This is a genomic window from Flavobacterium aquidurense, from assembly GCF_002217195.1.
Classification (GTDB): Bacteria; Bacteroidota; Bacteroidia; order Flavobacteriales; family Flavobacteriaceae; genus Flavobacterium; species Flavobacterium frigidimaris.
On the sequence record NZ_MUGR01000024.1, the window covers coordinates 46,182 to 70,720 of the forward strand.

The 24,539-nt window shown below is 33.3% G+C and carries 24 protein-coding genes, 1 tRNA gene and 1 pseudogene; 12 read left to right on the top strand and 14 right to left on the bottom strand.

All coding sequences use genetic code 11. The features are described 5' to 3' along the window. Positions 1 to 30: 30 nt before the first annotated feature. The gene (locus tag B0A67_RS12520; protein ID WP_072958875.1) at positions 31 to 504 is read left to right on the top strand and encodes a hypothetical protein; all 474 of its coding nucleotides are present in this window, start codon (positions 31 to 33) and stop codon (positions 502 to 504) included. 567 nt (positions 505 to 1,071) lie between these two features. On the opposite strand, the gene B0A67_RS12525 is transcribed toward B0A67_RS12520, so the two are convergent. Both B0A67_RS12525 and B0A67_RS12530 read right to left on the bottom strand, forming a co-directional pair. Further along, positions 1,072 to 1,836, bottom strand: coding sequence for a hypothetical protein (locus B0A67_RS12525; RefSeq protein WP_123887386.1), 765 nt, complete (start codon positions 1,834 to 1,836; stop codon positions 1,072 to 1,074). A 389-nt stretch (positions 1,837 to 2,225) separates the two neighbouring features. After that, positions 2,226 to 2,987 (bottom strand): hypothetical protein, encoded by a 762-nt coding sequence (locus B0A67_RS12530; RefSeq protein WP_072958881.1) that lies wholly within the window; start codon positions 2,985 to 2,987, stop codon positions 2,226 to 2,228. 257 nt (positions 2,988 to 3,244) lie between these two features. On the opposite strand from B0A67_RS12530, the gene B0A67_RS12535 reads away from it, so the two are divergent. Genes B0A67_RS12535 through B0A67_RS12545 form a run of 3 tightly spaced genes read left to right on the top strand, consistent with a single transcriptional unit; the run spans position 3,245 to position 5,858 of the window. Continuing rightward, positions 3,245 to 3,616 (top strand): hypothetical protein, encoded by a 372-nt coding sequence (locus tag B0A67_RS12535; protein WP_123887387.1) that lies wholly within the window; start codon positions 3,245 to 3,247, stop codon positions 3,614 to 3,616. Then, on the top strand, positions 3,613 to 4,863 hold the full coding sequence (locus B0A67_RS12540; RefSeq protein WP_072958888.1) for a tyrosine-type recombinase/integrase: 1,251 nt from the start codon (positions 3,613 to 3,615) through the stop codon (positions 4,861 to 4,863). The genes B0A67_RS12535 and B0A67_RS12540 overlap by 4 nt, the downstream gene beginning before the upstream one ends. A gap of 50 nt (positions 4,864 to 4,913) precedes the next feature. Next, positions 4,914 to 5,858, top strand: a complete 945-nt coding sequence (locus B0A67_RS12545; RefSeq protein ID WP_072958891.1) for an AbiTii domain-containing protein — start codon at positions 4,914 to 4,916, stop codon at positions 5,856 to 5,858. Here B0A67_RS12545 and B0A67_RS12550 read toward each other — a convergent pair. The 3 genes from B0A67_RS12550 to B0A67_RS12560 all read right to left on the bottom strand — a co-directional run bounded on the left by B0A67_RS12550 (position 5,843) and on the right by B0A67_RS12560 (position 7,921). Continuing rightward, a complete protein-coding gene (locus B0A67_RS12550; protein WP_072958895.1) occupies positions 5,843 to 6,922 on the bottom strand; it encodes a hypothetical protein in 1,080 nt (359 codons plus the stop codon). The two genes, B0A67_RS12545 and B0A67_RS12550, sit on opposite strands and share 16 nt — an antisense overlap. Continuing rightward, on the bottom strand, positions 6,909 to 7,589 hold the full coding sequence (locus tag B0A67_RS12555) for an AbiTii domain-containing protein (protein ID WP_072958898.1): 681 nt from the start codon (positions 7,587 to 7,589) through the stop codon (positions 6,909 to 6,911). The genes B0A67_RS12550 and B0A67_RS12555 overlap by 14 nt, the downstream gene beginning before the upstream one ends. 258 nt (positions 7,590 to 7,847) lie before the next feature. Continuing rightward, a tRNA-Met gene (locus tag B0A67_RS12560) sits at positions 7,848 to 7,921 on the bottom strand. A gap of 153 nt (positions 7,922 to 8,074) precedes the next feature. Here B0A67_RS12560 and B0A67_RS12565 point away from each other — a divergent pair. Both B0A67_RS12565 and B0A67_RS12570 read left to right on the top strand, forming a co-directional pair. After that, positions 8,075 to 8,467, top strand: a complete 393-nt coding sequence (locus tag B0A67_RS12565; RefSeq protein WP_026984135.1) for an START-like domain-containing protein — start codon at positions 8,075 to 8,077, stop codon at positions 8,465 to 8,467. 54 nt (positions 8,468 to 8,521) lie between these two features. Next, on the top strand, positions 8,522 to 9,361 hold the full coding sequence (locus B0A67_RS12570) for an aminotransferase class IV (protein ID WP_072958901.1): 840 nt from the start codon (positions 8,522 to 8,524) through the stop codon (positions 9,359 to 9,361). On the opposite strand, the gene B0A67_RS12575 is transcribed toward B0A67_RS12570, so the two are convergent. From B0A67_RS12575 to B0A67_RS12600, 6 genes are all read right to left on the bottom strand, one after another. Then, on the bottom strand, positions 9,358 to 9,918 hold the full coding sequence (locus B0A67_RS12575) for a YqgE/AlgH family protein (protein ID WP_072959341.1): 561 nt from the start codon (positions 9,916 to 9,918) through the stop codon (positions 9,358 to 9,360). The two genes, B0A67_RS12570 and B0A67_RS12575, sit on opposite strands and share 4 nt — an antisense overlap. A 128-nt stretch (positions 9,919 to 10,046) precedes the next feature. After that, positions 10,047 to 10,319, bottom strand: coding sequence for an HU family DNA-binding protein (locus tag B0A67_RS12580; protein ID WP_017498096.1), 273 nt, complete (start codon positions 10,317 to 10,319; stop codon positions 10,047 to 10,049). A 180-nt stretch (positions 10,320 to 10,499) separates the two neighbouring features. Beyond that, positions 10,500 to 11,447: a methionyl-tRNA formyltransferase gene (fmt, locus tag B0A67_RS12585; RefSeq protein ID WP_072958904.1), complete on the bottom strand. Its 948-nt coding sequence runs from the start codon at positions 11,445 to 11,447 to the stop codon at positions 10,500 to 10,502. Further along, positions 11,447 to 13,342: a RecQ family ATP-dependent DNA helicase gene (locus B0A67_RS12590; protein ID WP_072958907.1), complete on the bottom strand. Its 1,896-nt coding sequence runs from the start codon at positions 13,340 to 13,342 to the stop codon at positions 11,447 to 11,449. Before B0A67_RS12590 ends, fmt begins: the two co-directional genes overlap by 1 nt. A gap of 65 nt (positions 13,343 to 13,407) precedes the next feature. Next, the gene (locus B0A67_RS12595; protein ID WP_072958911.1) at positions 13,408 to 13,941 is read right to left on the bottom strand and encodes an AAA family ATPase; all 534 of its coding nucleotides are present in this window, start codon (positions 13,939 to 13,941) and stop codon (positions 13,408 to 13,410) included. 320 nt (positions 13,942 to 14,261) lie between these two features. Further along, on the bottom strand, positions 14,262 to 15,179 hold the full coding sequence (locus B0A67_RS12600) for an alpha/beta hydrolase family protein (protein ID WP_072958914.1): 918 nt from the start codon (positions 15,177 to 15,179) through the stop codon (positions 14,262 to 14,264). 281 nt (positions 15,180 to 15,460) lie between these two features. Here B0A67_RS12600 and B0A67_RS12605 point away from each other — a divergent pair, with 281 nt between their 5' ends. The 4 genes from B0A67_RS12605 to B0A67_RS12620 all read left to right on the top strand — a co-directional run bounded on the left by B0A67_RS12605 (position 15,461) and on the right by B0A67_RS12620 (position 18,909). After that, on the top strand, positions 15,461 to 15,757 hold the full coding sequence (locus B0A67_RS12605) for a DUF493 family protein (protein WP_072958918.1): 297 nt from the start codon (positions 15,461 to 15,463) through the stop codon (positions 15,755 to 15,757). Between the two features lie 3 nt (positions 15,758 to 15,760). Further along, positions 15,761 to 16,483 (top strand): DUF4290 domain-containing protein, encoded by a 723-nt coding sequence (locus B0A67_RS12610; RefSeq protein ID WP_072958921.1) that lies wholly within the window; start codon positions 15,761 to 15,763, stop codon positions 16,481 to 16,483. A gap of 89 nt (positions 16,484 to 16,572) precedes the next feature. Then, positions 16,573 to 17,886: a UDP-N-acetylglucosamine 1-carboxyvinyltransferase gene (gene murA, locus B0A67_RS12615; protein ID WP_072958925.1), complete on the top strand. Its 1,314-nt coding sequence runs from the start codon at positions 16,573 to 16,575 to the stop codon at positions 17,884 to 17,886. 147 nt (positions 17,887 to 18,033) lie between these two features. Further along, positions 18,034 to 18,909: a cation diffusion facilitator family transporter gene (locus tag B0A67_RS12620; protein WP_072959343.1), complete on the top strand. Its 876-nt coding sequence runs from the start codon at positions 18,034 to 18,036 to the stop codon at positions 18,907 to 18,909. Between the two features lie 171 nt (positions 18,910 to 19,080). Here B0A67_RS12620 and B0A67_RS12625 read toward each other — a convergent pair whose 3' ends face one another. The 3 genes and pseudogenes from B0A67_RS12625 to B0A67_RS25470 all read right to left on the bottom strand — a co-directional run bounded on the left by B0A67_RS12625 (position 19,081) and on the right by B0A67_RS25470 (position 22,899). Further along, positions 19,081 to 21,570: a DUF5686 and carboxypeptidase regulatory-like domain-containing protein gene (locus tag B0A67_RS12625; RefSeq protein ID WP_072958928.1), complete on the bottom strand. Its 2,490-nt coding sequence runs from the start codon at positions 21,568 to 21,570 to the stop codon at positions 19,081 to 19,083. Positions 21,571 to 21,705: 135 nt separating this feature from the next. Beyond that, positions 21,706 to 22,119 (bottom strand): type II 3-dehydroquinate dehydratase, encoded by a 414-nt coding sequence (gene aroQ / locus B0A67_RS12630; RefSeq protein WP_072958931.1) that lies wholly within the window; start codon positions 22,117 to 22,119, stop codon positions 21,706 to 21,708. A gap of 216 nt (positions 22,120 to 22,335) precedes the next feature. After that, positions 22,336 to 22,899 (bottom strand): annotated as a pseudogene (locus B0A67_RS25470) (porin family protein). A gap of 623 nt (positions 22,900 to 23,522) precedes the next feature. Between B0A67_RS25470 and B0A67_RS25195 the strand changes: the two are divergent. Both B0A67_RS25195 and B0A67_RS12645 read left to right on the top strand, forming a co-directional pair. After that, on the top strand, positions 23,523 to 23,732 hold the full coding sequence (locus tag B0A67_RS25195) for a hypothetical protein (protein ID WP_242670957.1): 210 nt from the start codon (positions 23,523 to 23,525) through the stop codon (positions 23,730 to 23,732). 206 nt (positions 23,733 to 23,938) lie between these two features. After that, positions 23,939 to 24,463, top strand: a complete 525-nt coding sequence (locus B0A67_RS12645) for a porin family protein (RefSeq protein WP_072958934.1) — start codon at positions 23,939 to 23,941, stop codon at positions 24,461 to 24,463. The last annotated feature ends 76 nt before the right edge of the window (positions 24,464 to 24,539 follow it).

Below are 24,539 nucleotides of genomic sequence, written 5' to 3' on the forward strand. Positions count from 1 at the left end.
ACTCTTAATATTAAATTTTAAACAAATTCTATGAAAAAAAATCTACTTATAGTATCAATGGTTTTGCTTACTGCTTCACTATTTATTGGATGTTCAAGTGATTCTGCCGATTTAGATACAAATCCAGATAATTCTTTCAACACACCGACCAATCCAACCAATCCGACAACTCCAGATAATTCCAAATTATTAGCTGGTGAAATGGCATGGGGATGGGTGCTGAAAAGCAGGACTAATGATGATAATTATGATAGTAAAGATTATTTGGGAGTCAATTACTTTTTATCAGGTGGTGTATTCAAATTTTATAGCCGCTACGGCTTAGGGTCTATTAGTTCTGGTACATGGGAAATGGACAAAAATACATTAACAATTACAAAGAAAGTATACCTGCCTTATGTTCCAATCTCTTATACAATAAAATCCATTAACGACACAGAGTTGGTATTGGTGCAAAACAGTACGGGAGATACAAGTACCTACTCTAGATATTTTCCTGAGTAAGTACAGTGAAGTAAAAGCCACAATTAGTGGCTTTTTTATTTTTATTCTTCGTTGTAAATAACACTTATTGTTGCTCCTTTCGTTGATAATGATTTGCAACAAGGAGGTATTCCTATTCTATCTATTAACATTCGCATCTGTGATGGTTTAAGTAAGATTCTTTTTTTCATAGCTTCTTTTACTTATAAATATCTGTTCCTGATTTTTTTTAGAAAAATATGTGAAAGTGTTTTTAACCTATCAATGATAATGTCGATTTTTAATATAGAAAGCTAGATTTGACTAGTTGGTCTTATGAATAGATAACGGATAATGTTTTTCACTTTAGGAACCAAAAAGAACATTTAAACGATTAAGAGACTTTTTTTTCAAAAAAAAACGAAAAATATTTTTTCGAAAAATAAACTTAAAAAGTCCCTCCGAGAAAATTTGCATATTCATTGCCTCAATATGCCATCTCATTATAAAAGGAAATCTAATGGGCGGGTAACATACACATATTTAAATTATGAGAGGAGGGGATGGCTTTCTGTCGGGAGCAGGGACACCCTCCTTTGATTGGAATTTTTAAACTTGGCTCATTTTGTTGATTTTTGCAAGAATTTCATCTGTAATTATAATCCCCTTATAGTCATTTTGTTTTTTTTCGCTATGAAGTCTTTTAGTGATAGCGATGAATTTTTGAAAATCCATTGAAGTGGAATTTGCTTTACTAATAAAATCTAGTACATCATATGGTTCTTCATACCCTAATTGGCCTAAAACATCATAAACTGAAATTATGTCACCCAATTGATGTTTAGTTAGTGTACAATCATTTGATTTACTTGTATTGGTTTTTACGTTGTAATTGCTAACTTCTTCATTTGCATCCTCGTTTTGAATATAAGTCGTTGATGGAATAGTTTGACTAACTTCTCGTTTAGTTGAATCGAAGCCTTGAGTCGATGTTTCATGAGCTAAAAAGGTATAAAGTTTATCAATGTTGACAGTGATTTCATGTCCTGAAGTTCTACTTTTTTCATTGTAATCTTTGCTTACGGATTTGAAAAAGTCAAATTTGTTTAAAGATGATAAGACTGACCTTATACCACCATATTCTTTGCCAAATTTAGTAGCTAAGGTTCTATTGGTTTCAAAACAAATTTTACCAGTTCTCTGCCATCCAATTATGTAGGATACGAATAATTTTTGAGTTGAATTTAGTTTTTTTGTTGCAAGTAAATTATAATCTACTTGTAGAAATGTTTGGTCTTGATTTTGGTTCATCTTTATTTTTTTTAAGTTATTTATTTGTTGTTGTTTTTCAGCAGGCTGGTGCTGTTTTTGCAATAGGGTACGTTGTTTTTTAAACACCCTCCCGTTGCTGAATAAGCATATTATGTTGATGTAGAAGCAGGAGGATGCTGAATTAAGCTCTTTCTATTATATCATTATTAAGCTAAATAAGAATAGAAATAAGAAAAAGAACTATTACAATTATTATATAATAACAGAAAAGTTTTATTTGTTTTCTGATAATCAATTATTAAAAAGAATAATTACATTCATTTTTTATTTTCAGTATTTCAAAGAACAAACTTCAACGAGGGAGATTTTTTTTTTTTTTTAATATTTGAGTTAGGGCAGTGTTCTTCCTGTCCATTTTTATGGATACATTTTTAAATAATAAAGGTATTGATTGACCTAGCTAAGAATCATCCCAACTATTAGTTCTACCATCATGAATTTTTTATGTATTCAGATGTTGTAGAGACTATTTGCTCATTAAGTAAATAATTCTTTAATTTTTCTTTATTTGAAAGTACTTGCTCAATTTTAGACTCTGGGTTTGGGTTGAACAAATCATAACTAACTATTATTTCGTCATTTGGTTCTATTTCCAATAGATTAATTGTATCATTTACCGTTCGATGTCCCATGTGTTTAGATGCTGTAATGAAGGCTTTTTTTGTGCAGTTGTATTTTGTCACAAAATCTCTTGCCCAAGCAATTTCCATTGTATTTGATTTTAATGGTCTTAGTTTGAGTTTTAAAAGTGTATTCTTTAAAATATATTCTTCAAATTCGCTATACAGTTTATTTAATTCTCTATTTAAGCTGGTTGTCGAAAGTGCTTTTTTGGTTTTGGTGTTGATATAGATATGTGAGTCTGTTTCTAAATTGTATTTTTCGTGATTGTTTGTGAAAAAATCTTCAGTACTGTATCGTGTAAACCAACTTAAACGTAATATTTGCTTTGAGTTTTTTTTAGAATCTTCTATAATTAACTCACTATAGCAACAATCAATATTTCCATCATTAAAAAGTTCAAAATTAATAAAGTCATTCCATTTTAATTTTAGTAAGCTTCCGATTTTGAGACCTAGACATGAGCCATGAATGCACAGGAATCCGTATCCATAATCTCCTTTGTTTATTAACCAGGTTCCGAACAAAACAAGATTTTCTGTTGACCAAATTAATTCTTTATCATTTTTCATAAGTTGCTGTATTTTCATGATTACGGTGCAAAGATAGCTAAATATTTTAGATATCCTAATGTATTTTCACTTTTTTTACGAAAATACAGAATATTTATTTTAATGTTTATTGTAACTTGTTTGTTTTTAGCTGTTTATATTTTTTTATTGTTGTATTTTCATAAAAAAAGCGTAAATAGCTTTTTTACAACACAATAATTTGCTATATTTGCACTATAATTGTGAAAATACAGAAATTAATTAAATTTTAAATAATTATGATAATTATGCTTCTTATGTGCCTTCCGACTTTAACAATTGCTGAGGTTGGGAAAAAAATTAATTTAAAAGATGATGATGCAATCAGAAAGTGGTTAATATCAAAAGGTGTTACTATTCATAAAACAGGCAAATTCCGATTTGTTTTTGAAGTGGATGTGGATTGTGAGATTGATAAAATGAGAGTCTTAGAGTTGAAGAAACAGTATCCAAATGACTGGGTTGAATTATATAAAAGTATATGCAAAGACAATGCTGTTTGTGAGATGGTTGTTCGTGACCTTGGAGGTAAAATAATTAGCAAGCCAACAACTAAGGTTAAATTGAATAATAAAAGCGAGAATGAACTTTATAAAAAATATACTAAATGAAACTAAAACTTCCTAAGAATCCTCATAAAGGGATAAAGGTTTATTGTCATAGATGTAAACGAGATAATCCCACTTGTAATCATTATGATATACATAGGTATAAGGTCAAGATACATGTTATTGGTGGTGAGGGAAAAAAACGAACTAAGGTTCTAAATTCTAAAAAATATAATGATGCGGTTAAAGAAGCTATCGATTTTGAAAACGAAATAAAGGCAAGTAATTATGAAAAGATAATTGTAAAAGAAGAAGGAAATGATTATTCGGTTTTAGATGCAGTAATTCAATATCAACGTTATCTTTCGGGACAGCATAAATACGTTCATAAAATTAAAAGGGTTTCTCCTGAATATCAAAAAGAGTGTATGCGCTATTGTAAATTCTTTTTGGATAGTTTAAAAGAGGTGAGGAATTTAGTGGACACAAGAATAATAGAGGTAAATCAAAACGATGTTGCAAGATTTTATTTATGGGCTGAGAATCACTACGGAGCTAAATCATTTAATAAGTGTATGAGTGCTTTAAAAGCTTTTTTTGCCTTTTTGATTGATGTTGAAGAGATAGTAATGAAGAATCAATTTGCTGTTTATGAATCAAAATCTGTGGTGATGAAAGATGTGACAGCTTTGACAAAGGAGGAGTTTCAGGGTATTATAGATTCAATTGGGGTTGTTAGTCCCTTTCAAATTCTTGGAGGCAGAGGAGAAAGAAAAAACATGTATAAGTCTTATTTAGTTCAAGGTTTTAAATTGTTTTTGCTGACGGGGGGGAGGAGAGAAGATGTTGTTGAGTTGAGGTGGTGTAACATGTTTGCTACAATTGAAGGAGTTAGATTTTTTAAAATTGCTAATAAGAAGGTCAATAGGATAAGAAAAACAGGAGAGTATAATAAGTACATGCCAATCAATGATGATTTGTTTGAGTTGTTGCTTGAGATGGGATATGAAACAAAGAAAAATACAGATGATTATATTTTATTTCCAGAACGAAATGTAAAAGCAAAAACAATAATGGATGCTTTGTCGAAGTCTTTTTCTCATTATGTGAAAGAATCAGGGGTAGAAAAAAATGTTAGTTTAAAAAATTTAAGAAAGACTTACATAACTTGGATGCATCGAGCAATAGGTAAAAATACAGGTTTGTTAACGTCTCATAGTGGCGAAAAGGTTTTAAAAGACCACTACATTGATAGTACTGTTTTAACTGCTTTAGAAGAAGCCACATTAAGAATAAGGGTATTTGGTTAGTTGTCCTAGGGCAATAAAATATTAGCTTCTTTTGCATTATATTTGTTTTTATGAAAGCACAAAACATTTCCGAGATTATTAATCTATTATCCGACGATGACCAGTCCTTGGTGAAACCATTTTTAAAGGCTCAAATATTTGCAAAGCGTGTTGGAAATGAAGGACTTTATAGTTGGGTGGTTCAAGAGATAAAAGGTTATGAAAATGAATCTGAACTTCCTTCTTATCGGAAGGCTAAAAGTAATGATTTTGCGATTTTGAAGCAGTATGGACGATATACTAATGAACAATCATTACCATTGGCTTCTTTTTCTAGAGTTGTTCAATCTATGTTTTTGACCTATGACGTTTCTAATAGCATTAAATCTTTGGAAGAGATTGTTATGAATGACCCGAAAGGAGCTTTAAATAAGTTGTATGGGGCTGATTTATGTCAACTATTATCGAATGACCTTAAACAGCGAGGGTTAAATTTTGGTGTACATTCATTAAGAACAGAAGTACAAGTTTTTGAGTTGGCTGAAATATTGATAAATATTCGTTCGAAATTGTTAGAGCTTATGTTAGAACTAGAAGAAGATTTTCCCAATATCGATATAGAATTAGAAACTCGTGAAATAGATAAGAAAGCAGTTAATCAAACAATAAACTTTTATATGAATAAGATTAGAATCACAACAACAGGAGATGGGAATACAGTTAATACTGGAGATAATTCAACGGTTATTAATAATGCAGTTATCACAAAAAGTAATAAAGAAGAGTTAAAAAAATTTCTTACTGATAATGGGGTTTCTGATGAAGATGTAACTCATTTGGCAGAGATAATTGATGAAGAAGCATCTGGTACAACATTAACAAAATTCGGTCCAAAAGTTGGAGCATGGATTCAAATGATGATTGGTAAAGCTGTTTCTGGTGCTTGGGAGATTGGAGTTGGAGCCGCTGGTTCTGTACTTGCTCAAGGTATTCTTCAATACTATGGTTTAGCTTGAGGCTGAATTGTAGCATTATCGCCAAGATTAGTAATATTGCCATTTCCTTCAGTTTTTATTGAAATGTTATTTACGACTGTTGAGGTTGGGTTAAGGACAGAATTTAATTCTTGAAAATATTCTTTCTCATTTTTTAGCCAAATATTGAGGATTTTAATGTATTTCATTTCCTTTTTGCTATATGCTTCAAGTAGTGAAACTTGTTTTATTCTATGGGCTTCATTAATTATTTCAAGTTGATGTTTTTGTGTGTCAACTATTTTTGATGAATCAATTTTTGATAGAAAAGTTTTTGTTGTGTTTATTAAAATTTCGACAAATTCTCCATTAGTGCGGGTTTTGTACTTTGTAAGCTGAGTAAATTTGTTGTAATGGGGAGAATGCACCAAAAGGCCTAATGGAAATATTTTTTCTAATTTTTCTTTCTCTTTAACTACGCTCGGCAGAGCCTTAACCCATTTTTGATAGGTTCCGTGTAGGATATTAATATCTGTTTTGGCTTTTTTTTCTGCGCTTTTTTCGTCTTTAAAACTTTCGTTTATGAATTCAATTAGCAGTTTTCTTTTCCAGAGAGGGAAAGAGTCTTTAAAGCTATTATTTTTTAAGTAATGTAACATAAGAGAGATAATGTCACTTAGTCCAAAGGTAGGTGTTCCAAAGCTGTCAAAAATATAATCAAAATAGTCGGTAATCTCTCTAAGCCAATCTTCTTTCTCGATATTTTGGTCTAGAAAGCATTCTACATATATCCATTGTGTGATAATTTTTTCAGGGACATGGTTATAAAGTTCTTTTTTGAACCAACCTTTCTTGCTGATTTTTTTATGAAAGGCACAGCAATTAGGGAATTTCTTGAAGTTTTCAAGAGCATTTTTTTTTATTGATTTATGGAATTCACAGCAATTTGGATAATCCGTTGGTAACACAACTGTACAATGAGGTAAAGCATCAAAGCCTAAATCCCAAATATGTTCACCATCGATGGTGGTAAAATTTTTAGTAACTAAATCGTTTATAAATTTGTCACCATCATGAATATCAACGTTGAAATTACGATTTCCCATTTCCCATTAAATTAGTGTTGTTACCAGTATTTATAGTATTATCGTTTCCATCTGTAGTGATATAGTTCATGATTTTGTAGATTGTTTGGTTTACTTCGTTGTTTCTTGCCATTAATTTTGCCATGTCTATTTTGTATCCAAATTCTTTTTCTATCTCTAGCATGATATTTAAAGCATTGCTTCTTATCATAGAAAGCGCATGGTCAATTGCTCCTGTGCCTATTTTTCGTGTCGCAGAGTAAATTTCTGCATAAGGATTACCATGATGAATTTGTAGATTTTGAGTTAAATAGAAAAGAATTTCCGACTGGATAGCTATTCCTACGGTTGTTGACTTATCAGATAGTAAATGTTCCAACTCTGAAACTCCTTGGTAAAATTTAAACTTTTCAACAGCGTCACGAATTTCGGGTAAAAGTCCATCCGTGGGAATGAGGTAATTCGTTAGTTTCCACCTTCCATTCGTAAGATTGCCGTAAATGTTACATTTAGAAATTCGGTATTCAGGTAGAACATCGTTCGATTTATATCCTTCAATTTCCTTAGTTACCCAGTCGATTAACATCTTGTTTTTTAATCGTACACCGAACACTTTTACTTTTAAAAGTATTGAGGTAAGTGAGGTTGATGTGTCTGTAAGTTGCTCTACAATATCAGTAATGTCCATTCAATATAGTTTTATCCAAAATTACAAAGTAAATAATGTTATCAGATAAAAAATTGTCAACATCTTAATTGCTAACAGCGCATATGATTAAATTACTATAAAAAGCAAAGGGAATAAAGTCTACTTGTTTAAGTTGATAATATCTTTTCAAAAGAAAGTTATCCTAAAATGAATAGGTTGAATCTATAAAAAGTCACTCTTAAAAGTCACTCTAATAAAAAAGGACTTACGAAAAAACGTAAGTCCTTGTGTTTAAAGTAGCGAGGACGGGAGTTGAACCCGTGACCTCAGGGTTATGAATCCTGCGCTCTAACCAACTGAGCTACCTCGCCAAGATTGCAAGTGAACCGTGTTCCTCATTGCGGGTGCAAAGATAGAAATATTATTAAAGCTTACAAGAATAAAATGAAGAAAAAATAAATTTTTTAAAAATGCATTGTTTTTGGACATATATTCTTATATTTCCAAAAAATTAAAAGTAGCACATGGATCCAAAAATACGTTACGAAATCGAGTTTCCGATCAATTCTTCGCCGCAATTATTGTATCAATATATATCAACGCCGTCAGGTTTATCAGAATGGTTTGCAGATAATGTAAATTCAAGAGGCGAATTCTTCACTTTTATCTGGAATGATTCCCAGGAAAAAGCACGTTTGGCTTCTAAAAAAACCGGAGAGAAAGTAAAATTCAAATGGGTTGATGAAAGCAGTAAGGATACAGAATATTTTTTTGAACTGCATATCTTAGTCGATGAACTGACGAAAGATGTGTCGTTAATGGTAGTTGATTTCGCTGAAAAAGAAGAAGTAGGAGAAGCTAAACAATTGTGGGAGAATCAGATCTCAGATCTGAAACATCTTATAGGATCTGTTTAGTAAAATTCTATTTTATGCATTATATTTGCCCTGAACAAAATTCAGGGTTTTTTTATGATCAATTTTAACGGAAACATAGTAGCGCAAGACGACAATATATTAACTCAAAATCGTGCTTTTTTGTACGGAGACGGAGTTTTTGAAACACTAAAAATAGTTAATAATAAAATCTTGTTTCTTGAGGATCATTATTTTAGGTTAATGGCTTCGATGCGTGTGGTTCGAATGGAGATTCCGATGAACTTCACCATGGAATATTTTGAAGAACAGGTTTTAAGTCTTGTCAATCAAAAAAATATTTCGGCATCTGCAAGAGCCCGAATTACTGTTTTTAGAAAAGATGGAGGTTTGTATTTACCAAAAACCAATGAAGTTTCGTTTTTAATTCATGCAACAGCTCTTGAGACCGTTTCTTATGGCTTAAACACTGCTGAATATGAAGTCGATTTGTATAAAGACTTCTATGTGACCAAACAATTGTTATCGTCGATTAAAACGACTAATAAAATGATAAATGTTACCGGAAGTATTTTTGCACACGAAAATGGTCTTGCCAATTGTATTTTAGTAAATGATACTAAAAATGTTGTCGAGGCATTGCAGGGTAATTTATTTATGGTTGTTGAAAAAAAAATGATCACGCCACCAATTTCTGAAGGATGTCTGAACGGAATTATGCGTAAACAAATATTGGCTTTGGCTAAAAAAGTAGAAGGCATAGAAGTAGTTGAAGAAATAATTTCGCCATTTGATCTTCAAAAAGCTGACGAATTATTTCTGACAAATGTAATCACGGGGATACAACCGATAACGAAGTATCGAAAAAAGGAGTTTACAAGTAATCTGGCTCATTTATTAGTGCAGAAACTAAATGAATCCATTTCTGAAAATTAATTCAGATATGGATTTTCAGGTGCATTTGACCAAATAAGATAATCTCCTCCGAGCTCGATAATCTGCTCCTTCCAAAAATGGGTGGTTGACTTTCCGATAATTTTATTTTTATAGCTATTATCAGTGATGATCCACGAGTTTCCCTGCATTTCATTCTCAAGCTGATTTTCGTCCCAACCAGTATACCCTAAGAAAAAACGAATATTGTTTTTGCCAATAGATCCGTCATTTATTAAGTCTTTGGTCGATTCGAAATCACCTCCCCAATAAATCCCATTCGAAATCTCAACACTATTTGGAATCAATTCAGGGATGTTGTGAATAAAATAAAGGTTGTCCTGTTCAACAGGGCCTCCATTATATATTTTGAAAGTGGCATCGATCTCAGGAATTAAATCATTAATAGTATATTTTAATGGTTTATTAATGATAAAACCTATCGATCCTTCTTTGTTATGGTCTGCTAGTAAAATTACCGATCTATTAAAAGATAAATCTCCAATTATAGAAGGCTCGGCAATAAGCAGGTGTCCTTTTTTTAATTTTTCTGAAATCATACGGTTACAATTTTTATTAAATTTAATAATAAAATTTTTAAAAACACAAATAAAATCGTTAAACCGCATAAAAAAACCCTCCATGGGGAGGGTTTTGATTATATTATTAGTTTAGGGAACTTTCTTACTTAGTTCACTGCACCTTCTAATTCAGCTCCAGCTTTAAATTTTACTACATTTTTAGCAGCAATCTGAATAGTTTTTCCTGTTTGAGGGTTTCTTCCGTCTCTTGCAGCTCTAGCAGATACAGACCATGATCCAAAACCTACTAATGAAACTCTTCCACCTTTTTTCAAAGTAGCCCCTACGTTTCCTAAAAATGACTCTAAAGCTAATTTTGCCGCAGCTTTTGTGATTCCTGCATCAGCAGCGATAGCATCGATTAATTCTGATTTGTTCATAATAATTAGTTATTAATTGTTGGTTAAAAAAAATTGTTAATACACAAATTTAGTAGGAAATCCGTTCCTTGCAAGTGTTTTCTTTAATTTTAGCAAAAATTGTTGATAACTTGCTTTTTTTGTTCATAACGCAAGTCGTTTTCCGCTCAAAATCAGATAAAAACCCCTGTTTTACTGACCTTAATAGACCTTTGCGCTATCAGAAAAAGTTATTCCGTTTAATAATTCGGAAACTTGCATTCTCTTTTTTCCAGGTAATTGCAAACTTAAAACCTGAATAAAGGCATCTTTGACTGCAATTTTGATTTCTTTTTTACTGCTAATCAAGGTTCCAACTTCATAAGAATGACTTTCTGAAACCAGTTTTGCCTCGTATATTTTGATGCTTAATTCTTCGGTTTTGTCTTTTAAGAAACACCAGGATGCCGGATACGGGCTTAAACCGCGAATTAAATTATTAATTTCATCTCCGGATTTGGTCCAGTCGATCTTACAATTTTCCTTATTAAGTTTGTAGGCCGTTTTAATTTCAGTATCATCTTCCTGAATCGTTGTCGTTACATTTCCGCTTTCGATAACCTTTAAAGTTTCGATTACCGTTTCGCTTCCCAGTAACATCAATCGGTCGTGCAATTGTCCCGCATTTTCTTCCGGTTCGATAGCAATTTCCGAATTTAGAATCATTGCCCCCGTGTCTATTTTGTCGTCAATAAAGAAAGTAGTAACACCGGTTTTAGTTTCTCCATTAATAATAGCCCAGTTAATAGGCGCCGCACCACGATAATTGGGTAATAAAGAAGCATGAAGATTAAAAGTGCCTAAGCTTGGCATTTCCCAAACTACTTTAGGCAACATTCTAAAAGCAACTACAATTTGCAAATTGCCATTTAAGGCTTTTAATTCGGCAAGAAAACTTTCGTCTTTTAAATTTGTGGGTTGTAATAAGGTAAGGTTGTTTGCCAGGGCATATTCTTTTACTGCTGAATATTTTATTTTTTGTCCGCGTCCTGCCGGTTTGTCTGCAGCAGTTATAACGCCAGCAACATCGTAATTGTTTTTGATAATGGTATCCAAAATGCCAACGGCAAATTCCGGAGTTCCCATGAATATGATTCTCAATTTTTCCATTATAATTTTAAAGTGTATTTATTATTAGGCTGAATAGTGATGTAATTGTTTTCAAGTAATTCCTGAAGTGCCAAAATTACATCATTAGTGTCTAGTTTTATTTTAGTTTCAAGTTCTCTTGAAGTTAAGGCAGCAGTTTTTAATAAGTGAAGAATTTTATCTGCAACCGAATCGGCTTCAGTGATTTTTCCTTTTTGGGTAATGCAATAAGAGCATACGCCGCAGTTTTGATAGGTTTCTTCTCCAAAATAATCCAGGATCAATCTGTTTTTGCAGGTTTTATTGTCCTTTATATAATGAAGCACAGACAAAAGCTGGTCTTTTTTAAGCTGATTTTGTTTTTCGAGATATTTCGAAACCCTGTTTATAGTCAGGTTGTCTTCGCGTACTTCATTAAATAATATAGTAGCGTCGTTGTTTTTTGCTTTATAATCGATAATTTCTTTCTCTCTTAGTTTTTCTAAAACTACGGAAACCTGCATTTCAGTATGATTTGATTTTTTGGCAATGAGCGAAATATTAAATGGCGTTTTCATTTCATAAATTCCGGGATAAGTTCTTAGAATCGCCAGAATGATTTCTTCGTCATTTGAATTCAGGCTTGTGTATCGAATCACTTCTTTTGATTCGATCAAGAACTGCATCGTAATTTTTTCGGAAAATTCCTGAGACATTGTAATGATGCCCTGCTGATTCAAAAACTGCAAAGCATTATATGTTTTAAGAGTAGGGAAGTCATATTTCTGGCAAAAATGATTGAGTTTAAAAGAAAATGACTCGTCTAAACCTTCGCCATAAGCAATCTGAAAATAATTGCAAAGTTTGACATACATTGCATTCAGGAATTTTTTGTCCGGCAGGATACTCAAAAATTGCTGGTCCGTTTGATTACTGTCTGAAGAGTTGGTTAAAACTACTGAAAAAGCTTTTTCTCCGTTTCGTCCCGCTCTTCCGGATTCCTGATAATAATTTTCGATATTCTCGGGAAGCTGAGTATGAATAACCGTTTTTACATTGTCTTTGTCAATTCCCATTCCAAATGCATTTGTGGCTACAATAACCTGCACTTGTTCAGACATCCACAATTGCATGTTTTTATCTTTTTCTTTTGATGAAAGTCCACCGTGATAATAAGTCGCTTTGAATCCTAGTGATTGCAATTGCGTCGACATATTTAGGCATGATTTTCTGTTTCGCACATATATAATAGAAGGCTGCGGATTTTTCTTTAAGATTTGTTCTACGCGATACAATTTGTCTTCAACTTCAAAGACCATATAGGCAATATTTTTTCTTTCAAAAGATTGCTGAAAAAGTATTGGATCTTTTAATCCTAATTCCGTTTTTATGTCTTCGATAACTCTTGGGGTTGCCGTAGCGGTCAAAGCCAAAAAAGGGATCTTGGGAAAATGTTTTTTAAGTTCTGAAATTTTCAGATAGGCCGGGCGAAAATCATGGCCCCATTGCGAAACACAATGAGCTTCATCGATAGCAATCAAATTGATGGGAAGATTTTTTATGCGTTCTAAAATCCAGTCAGATTGAAGGCGCTCCGGAGAAAGGTATAAAAACTTATAGTTTCCGTATTGGCAATTGTCCAGAAGATCAATGATTTCTTCGGTATGAATTCCACCCGTAAGTGCAATTGCTTTAATGTCCCGCTTTTGCAGATTGGTAACCTGGTCTTTCATCAAGGCTACTAAAGGCGAAACCACCAGGCAAATGCCTTTTTGCATCATTGCCGGAACCTGAAAACAAATCGATTTTCCACCGCCCGTTGGCAGCAGGGCAAAAGTATCCTGACCGTCCAAAACCGAGTCAATAATCTCCTTTTGCAACGGTCTAAAACTGTCGTGTTTCCAGTATTTTAAAAGAATTTCCTGCGCTTGTGGCATTGGTAGTGTTTTAAAGTTAAAAAATTTAGAAATCAGTTTCTAGTTTTGCAACTTTAAACACCTGCCTAAATTTTATCTAAGATATAAAGAATTCTGTTGTCAACCGTATCTTTTGGTACTTCAATTAAGTCGTAGCCATATTTTTTATACGTTTCAACAAGGTGTTTCTGAATGGTTAGTGCCTGTTCAAAATTTTCGTAGCGCTCAGTATCGCACTCGTAAATTTCTTCCCAGGGTGGTAAAATAAAAGTTTTTGTGTATTTGTAATCCTCGCAGGCCTTTGTGAAATGCTCCGGATAATCATCGCCAATATAATCCATATAAGCCACAACATCAGGAATGCCGCGATCTATAAAAACTACATCATCAGGTTCGTCAAGAGCATCGTTGAATTGTTTAATGCGTCCTTCCAGCAACATTTCGCTAAACAATAAAGGCTGCTCAAGAAACAATTGGTCGATTCCCCGTTGTTGTGCTTCGAGTGTAACTTGTCTTGAGATTTCAGGATAACAGCAGTAGCCACGAGCTACCAATTCGTTAATAAGAGTAGATTTTCCCGTTCCCGGGCCACCAATGAGAACTATGATTTGTTTTTGCACTTTCTTAAAATAAAGCGCAAATTTACCTAAACTTATTGTATTTAAAAAGATTATTTTGCCTTGAGCGAATGATTTCGCAATTTTAGGTAATATCGTTGTTGCTTTTAGCTAAAACTTTGGGGTTATATTATTGCAACCGGACTAAGGTCCGGCCCTAAAAAATGAATCGTTCCTCTGGAACTCAAACAAAAAGAGTCGTAGACTCGGTAGATATTGTAGGGCTGGACTTTAGTTTATGCGGTAAGATTATGATACGGGGCAGTTGGTTGTAAGTACATGCAAGGTTTTCAAAACCTTGCCGGAAATAAAAATAAGATTGATTACTCACAAAACAAATATTTCCGAGAACCCGGACCTTTCTTTCCTGAAGGAATGATTAAATGCGATTCAAACTTTTTTCCTTTCAAAACATCATTCACAAAATCCAGTACATATTGTTTGCCATCATGAAAAAGATAACCTGAAAATTCATGTCCGCCGCCGCAAAAAGTAATTAATTCAATGTCTTTGTGTAAGTTATGCATATGATTATAAACAGCATAAGAACCAAAAAGAATCAGCCAACCTGAAGCATTTGTTGGGCAGGAGCGGTGTGAGCCAGCCGCGTACGGAACTGTATCATCATTATTTCCGTGTGCCAGTAACATCGGAATTGCTTTTTCTTTCGTGATCAAATTGATGTCCTGAATGGCACCGGAACCTCCAATGAAACCTTTGTATTTAAAGTTTTCAGGAAGATTGTTTTTATAAAGATTCATGAGTTTGTAATCCCAAAACGAAGCGTGAAAACCAATTTCGGCGCCGGCACTAATTCCTGAAATGAATATTTTTGAGGTGTCGAGATTGTATTTATTAGCATTTTCGATCAAAAAAGAAGTCGCCTGCCACATATCGCTTACGCCAATCTGGATGGCTTTTATTTTTTCGGTTAAAGTTCCTTTACAGCCAAAATCTTTTCCTTTCATATATAAAGAATATGAAATACTAGCAACCGCATAACCATTTTTGGCCATAAACATTCCAAAATCTTTCTCGCTTGTGCGTTCTCCGCCCGAAAATCCTCCGCCAAAAGCAAAAATGATTAACGGGATTTTTTCGTTGGTTTTCTTCTGAGGCAGGTACAAATCCAGATCCAGTTTGAGAGTGTCATTCTGAAAATAAGTCATTGTTTTGATTTCCTGTGCCTGAGTATTGTGAAAAGTGAGAATGGCAAAAAGTAAAAAGATGATTTTTTTCATGATAAAGTGTTTTTTGAATCGCGCAAACGCTCAAAGTCTTTTTATTCCTGCTTTTTGACTTTGTGCCTTTGCGTCTTTGCGTGCAAATTTTTCGGCAATGTTATTCAAATATAAGAGGAAATTTTACAAAGAAATAAACTTGTATAGCTTTTTTCTTTGCACCTTTGAACCTCTGTAACTTTGCGTCTTTAAAACAAAGTTTTAGAATAAAAAAAATCTAAAACCTAAAATCTGAAATCTGAAATCAAAAACGTATATTTGCTTTCTATTTTAATGTGCAAATGGAGAACGATAAAGAAAAAAACACCGCCGAATTTTACGAAAGATTAAAGGTCGAATTAGATAACTCAAATACTTGGCCTGCAGAATATTTGTATAAATTTATAATGCCTTCGGTTAACGATAATGTTGAGACAGTTGAAAAAGCTTTTGACGGTATGGGCGCGGTTATTAAAACAACAAAATCTAAAACAGGTAAATTTACCAGTGTTTCTGTAGATGTTACAATGAATAGCGCTGATCACGTGATTAGCAAATACATTGAAGTTTCTACAATAGAAGGTATAGTTTCATTATAAGTTATGGTCGAAAAATATAAAAAAGAAGTTGCGAATGACGTTGTTTTCAATTTAGAATATAATTCTGAGAGACAGCGTTTACTTATTCCGGAATATGGTCGTCATTTGCAAAAACTGATCGATCAGGCTACTATTATCGAAGATGATGAAACCCGCAACAAAGCGGCGAAATATATCATTCAGGTGATGGGAAGTCTGAATCCGCATTTGCGTGATGTACCCGATTTTCAGCATAAATTATGGGATCAGCTTTTTATCATGTCTGATTTTAAATTGAATGTAGAATCGCCATATCCAATTCCGTCGAGAGATGTATTGCAGCTAAAACCGGATGTTTTACAGTATCCGCAGAACTTTCCGAAATACAGGTTTTATGGTAACAATATCAAATATATGATTGATGTTGCCAATAAATGGGAAGATGGTGAAATGAAAAATGCATTGGTTCTGGTAATCGCCAACCACATGAAAAAATCATATCTAAGCTGGAATAAAGACACAGTAAAAGACGATGTTATTTTTGAGCATTTATTTGAATTGTCAGGAGGTAAAATCAATTTGTTGCAAAGTACAGAAGAGCTTTTGAATACAACAGATTTATTGCGTACCAATAAGCGTATGTCCAATAAAATTACACCAGCCGGACCGCCTAAAATCCAAAGTAACAAAAACAATAATAAAGGCGGAAAACCAAAGCCTTTTCAAAAAAATAATAATCAGAAATAAAAAAGGTGCTAAGATACTAAGGAGCTAAGATGCTAAGATTTTAGCTTAGAACCTCAGAATCTCAGAACCTTAGAACCTAAAAAAGATCTATGGGAATTTTTAAAATCGAGGGAGGAATTCCTTTAAAAGGAGAAATCACTCCGCAAGGAGCAAAGAATGAGGCATTACAAATTTTATGTGCCGTGCTTCTAACGGGTGATAAAGTTAGGATTAATAATATTCCCGATATTATTGACATCAATAAATTAATCACATTGTTGGGTAATTTAGGAGTAAAAATTCAACGCAATGAGCCGGGTTCGATTACGTTTCAGGCAGATGAGGTAAATGTTGGATATTTAGAAACAGAAGCTTTCAAAAAAGAAGGCGGAGCGTTACGTGGTTCTATTATGATTGTTGGACCACTATTGGCACGTTTCGGAAAAGGATATATTCCAAAACCGGGAGGAGATAAAATTGGCCGTCGCAGATTAGATACACACTTTGAAGGTTTTATTAACCTTGGAGCAAAATTCAGATACAATAGAGAAGATCATTTTTATGGAGTAGAATCTCCAAAAGAAGGCCTTACCGGAACAGATATGCTGCTTGATGAAGCATCAGTTACCGGAACAGCAAATATCGTTATGGCTGCTGTTTTGGCAAAAGGAAAAACGACAGTTTACAATGCAGCTTGTGAGCCTTACTTGCAGCAATTGTGTAAAATGCTGAACTCTATGGGAGCTAAAATTACCGGAGTTGGATCGAACTTATTGACGATCGAAGGTGTTGAAAGCCTTGGCGGATGTGAGCACAGAATCTTGCCTGACATGATCGAAATTGGTTCATGGATTGGTCTTGCAGCGATGACAAAAAGCGAAATCACAATTAAAGATGTAAGCTGGGAAAACTTAGGTTTGATCCCAAATACCTTTAGAAAATTAGGTATCACAATCGAAAAACGCGGAGATGATATTTATATTCCTGCTCACAAAAATGGGTACGAAGTAAAAACAGATATTGACGGTTCTATTCTAACAATTGCAGATGCACCATGGCCGGGATTTACACCTGACTTATTGAGTATTGTTCTGGTTGTGGCAACACAGGCAAAAGGCGATGTTTTGATTCACCAGAAAATGTTCGAAAGCCGTTTGTTCTTCGTAGATAAATTAATAGACATGGGAGCAAAAATTATGTTATGTGATCCGCACAGGGCGGTAGTTATGGGACATAATTTCGAGTCTCAGTTAAAAGCAACAACAATGTCTTCTCCTGATATTCGTGCTGGGATTTCATTATTAATTGCAGCGTTATCAGCAAAAGGAACAAGTACAATTCAGAATATTGAGCAAATCGATCGTGGATACGAACGTATCGATGAGCGTTTAAGAGCAATTGGAGCAAAAATTGTAAGAGCGTAAAAAAATATTTGCCACGAATTCTCGAATTAAACGAAGATTAAGATTGTATTTGATTGCACTACTTTTTTTAATAAAATTCGTGTAATTGAATTTTAAAATTTTCAGGTTTGTATAATTCGTGAATTCGTGGCAAAAAAAATAGTCTACATGACAGATGAACAAAAAGCTGTAAAAGCTACTATCTTTAGTATAGTTGGAAACACCTGCCTGGCCATTGTAAAAGGTCTGGCGGGTTTTTTTGGCAATTCTTATGCCTTGATTGCAGATGCAATCGAATCAACAACAGATATATTTTCGTCTTGTTTGGTTTTATTCGGAATCAAATATTCAAACAAACCGCCGGATGAAAATCATCCTTACGGTCATGGTCGTGCAGAGCCTCTAATTACCTTTTTGGTAGTTGGTTTTTTGATTACTTCAGCTACAATTATCGGATACGAAAGTATTGCTAATATTCAGAATCCGCATAATTTGCCAAAATCATGGACTTTGTATGTATTGGGAGCTATTATTGTATGGAAAGAATATTCGTTTCGTTTAGTGATGAAACGCAGTAAACAAACCAATAGTTCCTCATTAGCAGCTGATGCCTGGCACCATCGCAGTGATGCCATTACTTCTGTAGCGGCGTTTGTCGGGATTTCGATAGCGTTAATTATGGGAAAAGGATATGAATCAGCAGATGACTGGGCGGCACTTTTTGCTGCTTTTTTTATCTTATACAACAGCTATAAAATTTTCAGACCGGCGCTTGGCGAGATTATGGACGAGAATCTCAACGATGATTTAGTCGAGGAAATCCGAATCAAATCGTTAACCGTTGTTGGGATTCTGGGAACAGAAAAATGTTTTATCCGTAAAGCAGGAATGAAATATCATGTCGATCTTCATGCGATTGTGTCGGCTAAAATTTCGGTAAAAGAGGGGCATGATTTGTCACACAAATTACAGGATACCTTAAAAGAAAAAATACCTCAATTGGGGAATGTTCTGATTCATATTGAGCCGGATGATTATCACTGAGAAAGAGGCTGAGGTTCTAAGATGCTAAGTCTCTAAGTTTTTTTTGATTATAAAATTACAAATCCGTTTATTCTTTATAGAGTGAGCGTTTTTTTTTATAATAGCTTGTCATTTCGAGCAAAGTCCAGAATTTCTCAAAGCATATTCCTTTGTACTTCTGAAGCTTTGTATCTAATCTAACACATTCAAAATCTTCAATCCGAACACAACACCATTTTGCTGAATTCCGCCTTGATACGAATGCACATAATCTAATCTGAATATTTTGAATTTTCCAAAACCCAGATTGTCTAAACCAACGGTAAATTCAGTATAAGGCTTTCTGTCCGGAATGGCCAAGGAATGAAACCCAAGATTCATGGTTGATTTTAAAAGATTCAGCAAGGGGATTTTATTCATGATAAATCCGGTGTCGTTGTGCTCTAAGTGCATTTCAAAGTAACTATCATTCGTACTGTTTGCGTAATACGGCATTAGGTTGAAAACGTTTAGATAACGCTCACTTGTGCCAATATGAGTCTGGTTTCCGTTGAAATGTCTGTAATCGATAAATGAAATGTTTTCTGCATTAAAGAATTTTCCGGCTCTTAAATTCATTCCTAAAGTTCCTTTATTGCCTAAAGATAAATCGTAAAGAACAGAAGCTCCAAGTCGTTCAAATTCATATTTTTTCTCGCTTGCGGCAAATGCTTTTTCGAACGCTAAAAATACGGTTGGATACTTTTCATCTTTAATATTATATCTTCCGTCAGGTCTTGAAATGTATTTATTCCCAAAGTTGATTCGGGTACTTATTGCTGCTTTAAACAAATGATGGGTATCAAAAGCCGGTGTAGTAAAATCATTTGGTGCCAGAGGATTATTAGAGGAGTAGACATCATCTCTTTTAAAGAAAGAATAATCGGTAGTATTATAAAGCGGTTTTCGCTGTTCGTATGCTACTTTTCCCACCAGATTTACGCCGTTCAGAATGTTTTGTGAATAGTTGACCTGAGCATATTCCAGATTGTACAACTTCATATAATTGTCCTTAAAAAACAAAGAACTTATAGAATTGATCAACTTACTGATTGGTTCGAAACTATTGAATTGCGCGACTTTTATTCCTCCCGAAACTCCAATAGTGGCGTAGTTTATATTGTTGAATTTATGACTGAATTCTCCAACAGCACGAAAACGCTCATCTGAAAAACCGTAGTTAAAAGTAGTACTTATCGAAGTGCTTTTTCCCTGTTCTTCATTCCACTTTTTAAAAGAAAAACCGGAATCCAGATTAAATCCCTGAACGGTATTAAAACTTAGTGAAGTGATATTTAGTAATCCTTTATAATCAAATGAATATTTTTTGAAAGTATTTTTGTAATCGTACCCCATTAAAATATCAGTAAATTTAAACTTGTTGTTTTTTGCATCAATCGAATCTGTATACTTTTTTGATTTTCTAATGGTTTGCAAACTGTCTTTTTTGTTATAATCGGTACTTTCTTCAATTGTTAGCGGAATGGGTCTGATTTGATTCCAGAAAGCATCATCTTTTTTATTTGCATTAAGTTCAAAAGCCACAACTTCATTTCCGAAAGTTTTCTTTTCAAAAGAAGTAGGGAACTCATAATTAGAATATACATAATTGAATTTTCCGGAAAATTTAACGCCAAATATACCAGCATTGAAATCCAAGGTTTGCGCATTTTTTGTCCAGATTTTATTTTTCGAATTGTAACTAAAGCTTTGTTTTAAAGTCATTGCTTCAGTAAATTCATTTTTCATTCGGTATCCTTTTATGTTCAGATCTATGGCATAAATAGCAAAACTATCGTCGACAATATAAAGGTAGCCTTCAAAAACAGGTTCTTTGTCGCGTTTAGGAATGACTTTGATTTTATAAATCTGTTGGTTGTTGTCGTCATAAAAACTCCCTTCAAGTTGGTATTTGTAATAGCTGAAGGCATTATCTGCAATAGGCGAGATCATCTTGACATCAAAGTCCAGCGTATTGTCGTAAAAATCATAAGTCGACAATGAAGCAGTGTTATAGCTATAGCCTTTATTATTTCCTGAGATTTTAGAAGCAATAATTTTCTCTTTTAATTTGTCCGGTTTTTCGAAGATGATTTTCGATATGGTTTCAGATAAATATAGAATCCCTGTTCCTGTAGAATCAAGATTAGATGCCATATCAGGACCAAGATCTACTTTTTTGCCCAGAATTTTTTTAGGCAAATCCTTGACTTTAAACATTCCTTTCGAATAAAAATCAGCTGTGTATCGTGCCGTTTTATCTGAGTTATTTTTTTTGTTTGCAATGGCACTTTTTATGATGGCGATTGCAGGGTTGTTTTTAGGATCAATGACCACTTCGTTTAATGCGAAGCTTTCCTCAGGCATTTTTACATCCAAAGTAATTGTTTTCGAATCCGAAGAAATAGTTCTCTTTTGTGTTTTGAAACCCAAATACTGAAAAGTAATTTTGTTCTTACCGGGTTCTTTTACGTTAAGCTGGTATTTTCCCTGTTCGTTAGAAGTGGTTCCGCTATACGTGTTTTCTTCAAATACAGAAACAAAAGGCAACGGGTTCCCTTTTTCGTCAGTAATGGTTCCCTTTATTTGGGCAAAATTGGAGATCGAAAAAAATAAAAAGGCAAGTAAAGTATAGTTTTTCATGAAAGTGGTTTCTCTCACAAAAATAGAATAACTTAAAAACGAGCCTATTAATAATTTGTTAAATTGTAATTGTAGGTTCAACGTCCCGATCCCGAAACTTTGGGACGGCAGAAGATCATTTTTTCTTTGAACTTTTTACAGAAAAGACTGAATGGCTAATTCGTAGCTTTTTAATCCAAAACCTAGAATAACCCCTTTTGCATTTCCGGACAAATACGACTGATGCCTGAAACTTTCGCGGGCATAAGTATTCGAAATGTGTACTTCGATAACAGGAGTTGTAATCGCTTTCATGGCATCGCCCAAACCAATTGAAGTGTGAGTATAAGCGCCAGCATTCAAAATAATTCCGTCATACTCAAAACCGTATTCCTGAATTTTTCCAATCAATTCGCCCTCAATATTACTTTGGTAGTAAGAAAGTTCGATATTTGGGAATTTCGTTTGCAATGTTCCAAAATAATCTTCAAAAGTCTGGCTTCCGTAAACTTCCGGTTCTCTTTTTCCTAATAGATTCAAATTGGGGCCGTTGATTATAGCGATTTTCATATTTATATTATTTTGAAAAAACAGTTAGACTTTTTAAACCATACAAGTGATATAAGCTTAATCAATCTGATTTCCTGTATTATTTTGTATTGATAGTGAAATTGCAATCCATAGTGATATTTTAATTAAGTTTTGCAATTGTCATTGAACTTGGTAAAAATAAAAAAACCGTTCTAATTAATAGAACGGTTTTTATAAAAGTATGTGATATATTTTTTAGAACAACATGATTCCAGCTGAAAGTTGGAATACAGAGTTTTTAAGGTCAGCTTTAGAAGAAACTTCAGTTAACCCAAAACCATAACGCCCTTGAATAAAGATACCTTCAGTAATCTTTAAACCAAGTCCTGCATTAATTGCAAAGTCAAAAGTTTTAGGATCCTGAACGTCAAATTCTTTCTTGTTGCTTACCAGGAATGATGCCTGTGGACCTACTTCTAAACTTAGGGATTTTGTTACATATATTTTAGCCATTACCGGAATAGCGATATATCCTAGTTCATTTTTAAATTCTCCAAATGCATTTTTGTATCAAGCTCCTTGAGTAGAATATAAAAGTTCAGGTTGAATAGAAAATTTCTCTAATAATTTAACTTCAGCAATTAAACCAGCATGATAGCTTGTAATACCGTCTTTGCTATAGTCTATTCCACTAAAACTTGCATCTCCGGTCTGATTCGCAAAGTTAACCCCTGCTTTTACTCCGATTTTTAATAATTGTGCCTGAATTGTAGCTGATGTTGCCATGAACAGAACAGCCGCTAAAATTATTTTTTTCATAAAAGTGTTTTTTAAAATTTGGTATTTTTTATATGTTTCTATTAGTCAAAACTACATTATTTTAATTTTATTGTTTTATATCCTGCTTTAAATAATTAATAAAAATCTCACTCATTTGTGTTTTTTTTATGTGTTTTTCTACTGTTTTAAACTTAATCTATTGAAATCCAGTCTTTTATTTGTAATCAAATTCTGTCTTATTTTGATACATTTCGATTTTATTGTGTACTTGTTTTAACAAGTATAAGATTAGTTTTGCTGGATAATAAATAAAACATAAACATGAAAAAAATTATTTTAACTGCTATTGCAGTATTAGGTTTTACGTTTGCAACGCACAAACAGGTGGATTTGCTAAAGGAGATGTATTTGTTTCAGGATCGTTAACTCTGGCTTCTGAAAAAACAGGTGATGATAAATCAACAATTTTCGAAATTGAGCCAAAGGTTGGTTACTTCGTAACTGAAAACATTGCTCTTGGTGGAAAATTAGGTTACAGATCAGTAAAAGATGTATCTGATGCTTTTAAGGTTGGTGCTTTTGGAAGATATTATTTTACTCCTGTTTCCTAGTTTTCAGTATTTGGTCAGGCAGGTCTTGATTATAGCAATATAAAAGATAAAGTGTCTGATGCCAAGGCAAATGAATTTGGTGTAAATGCAGGACTTGGGTTAAGCTATTTCTTATCGAATCATTTTGCTATCGAAGTAGTATGGGCTGGTTTAGGGTATAGAGTAAGTGATAACGGAGGTGAAGGTGCAGATAAAGCTAATATTTTCGATTTTGGTTTTGATTTAAGAGCTGTACAGTTTGGAGTAGTTTACAAATTCTAATTTATTTAGTTAATTAGTTTTTTAAGTCTTCCTCTTTTGAGGAAGGCTTTTTTGTATTTGTTTGATATGTAACAAATTGTCATTTGGCGTTTGTTTTTTTTAATAGGATTTAATCTCTAGTTACTACTTTATTTGTTAAAATAAAAATAATCTTTTAGGAAGTAAATTTTTATATTTGAATATTAAATTTAACCAATACTTTTAATATGAAAAGAATTATTTTAGCTGCTATAGCAGTAATGGCATTTGGATTTACTAATGCGCAACAAACAAGATTTGGTGTAAAGGGAGGTCTTAATATTTCAACTGTAGTTGGTGGAGATGTTGACGATACTAAATCATTAGTTGGTTTTCACGTTGGAGGCTTTGCAGAAATCAAAGTTTTTGATAAATTCTTTATCCAACCGGAACTTTTATATTCAGCTCAAGGAACTAAGGTTGATGGTCCTTTAGGAGGTGATGCAGATCTTAAATTAAACTATTTGAATATTCCGGTTTTAGCGAAATATTATATTGTAGATAAATTTAGTGTTGAAGCAGGTCCGCAATTAGGGATTTTATTATCCGCAAAAGCAGAAGGTCAGGATATTAAAGATTATACAAGATCGGTAGATCTAGGTTTTAATATAGGTGCAGGATATAATTTTACTGACAATCTTTCAGTAGGGCTTCGCTATACTATTGGTTTGTCACCTCTTACTGATAAGGATATTGACAATTCAGATGATTAGTATGATAGTGCTAAAAATAGTAATCTTGCATTATCTCTAGCTTATAAATTCTAATTTTTCTTAAAAGAATATTTTA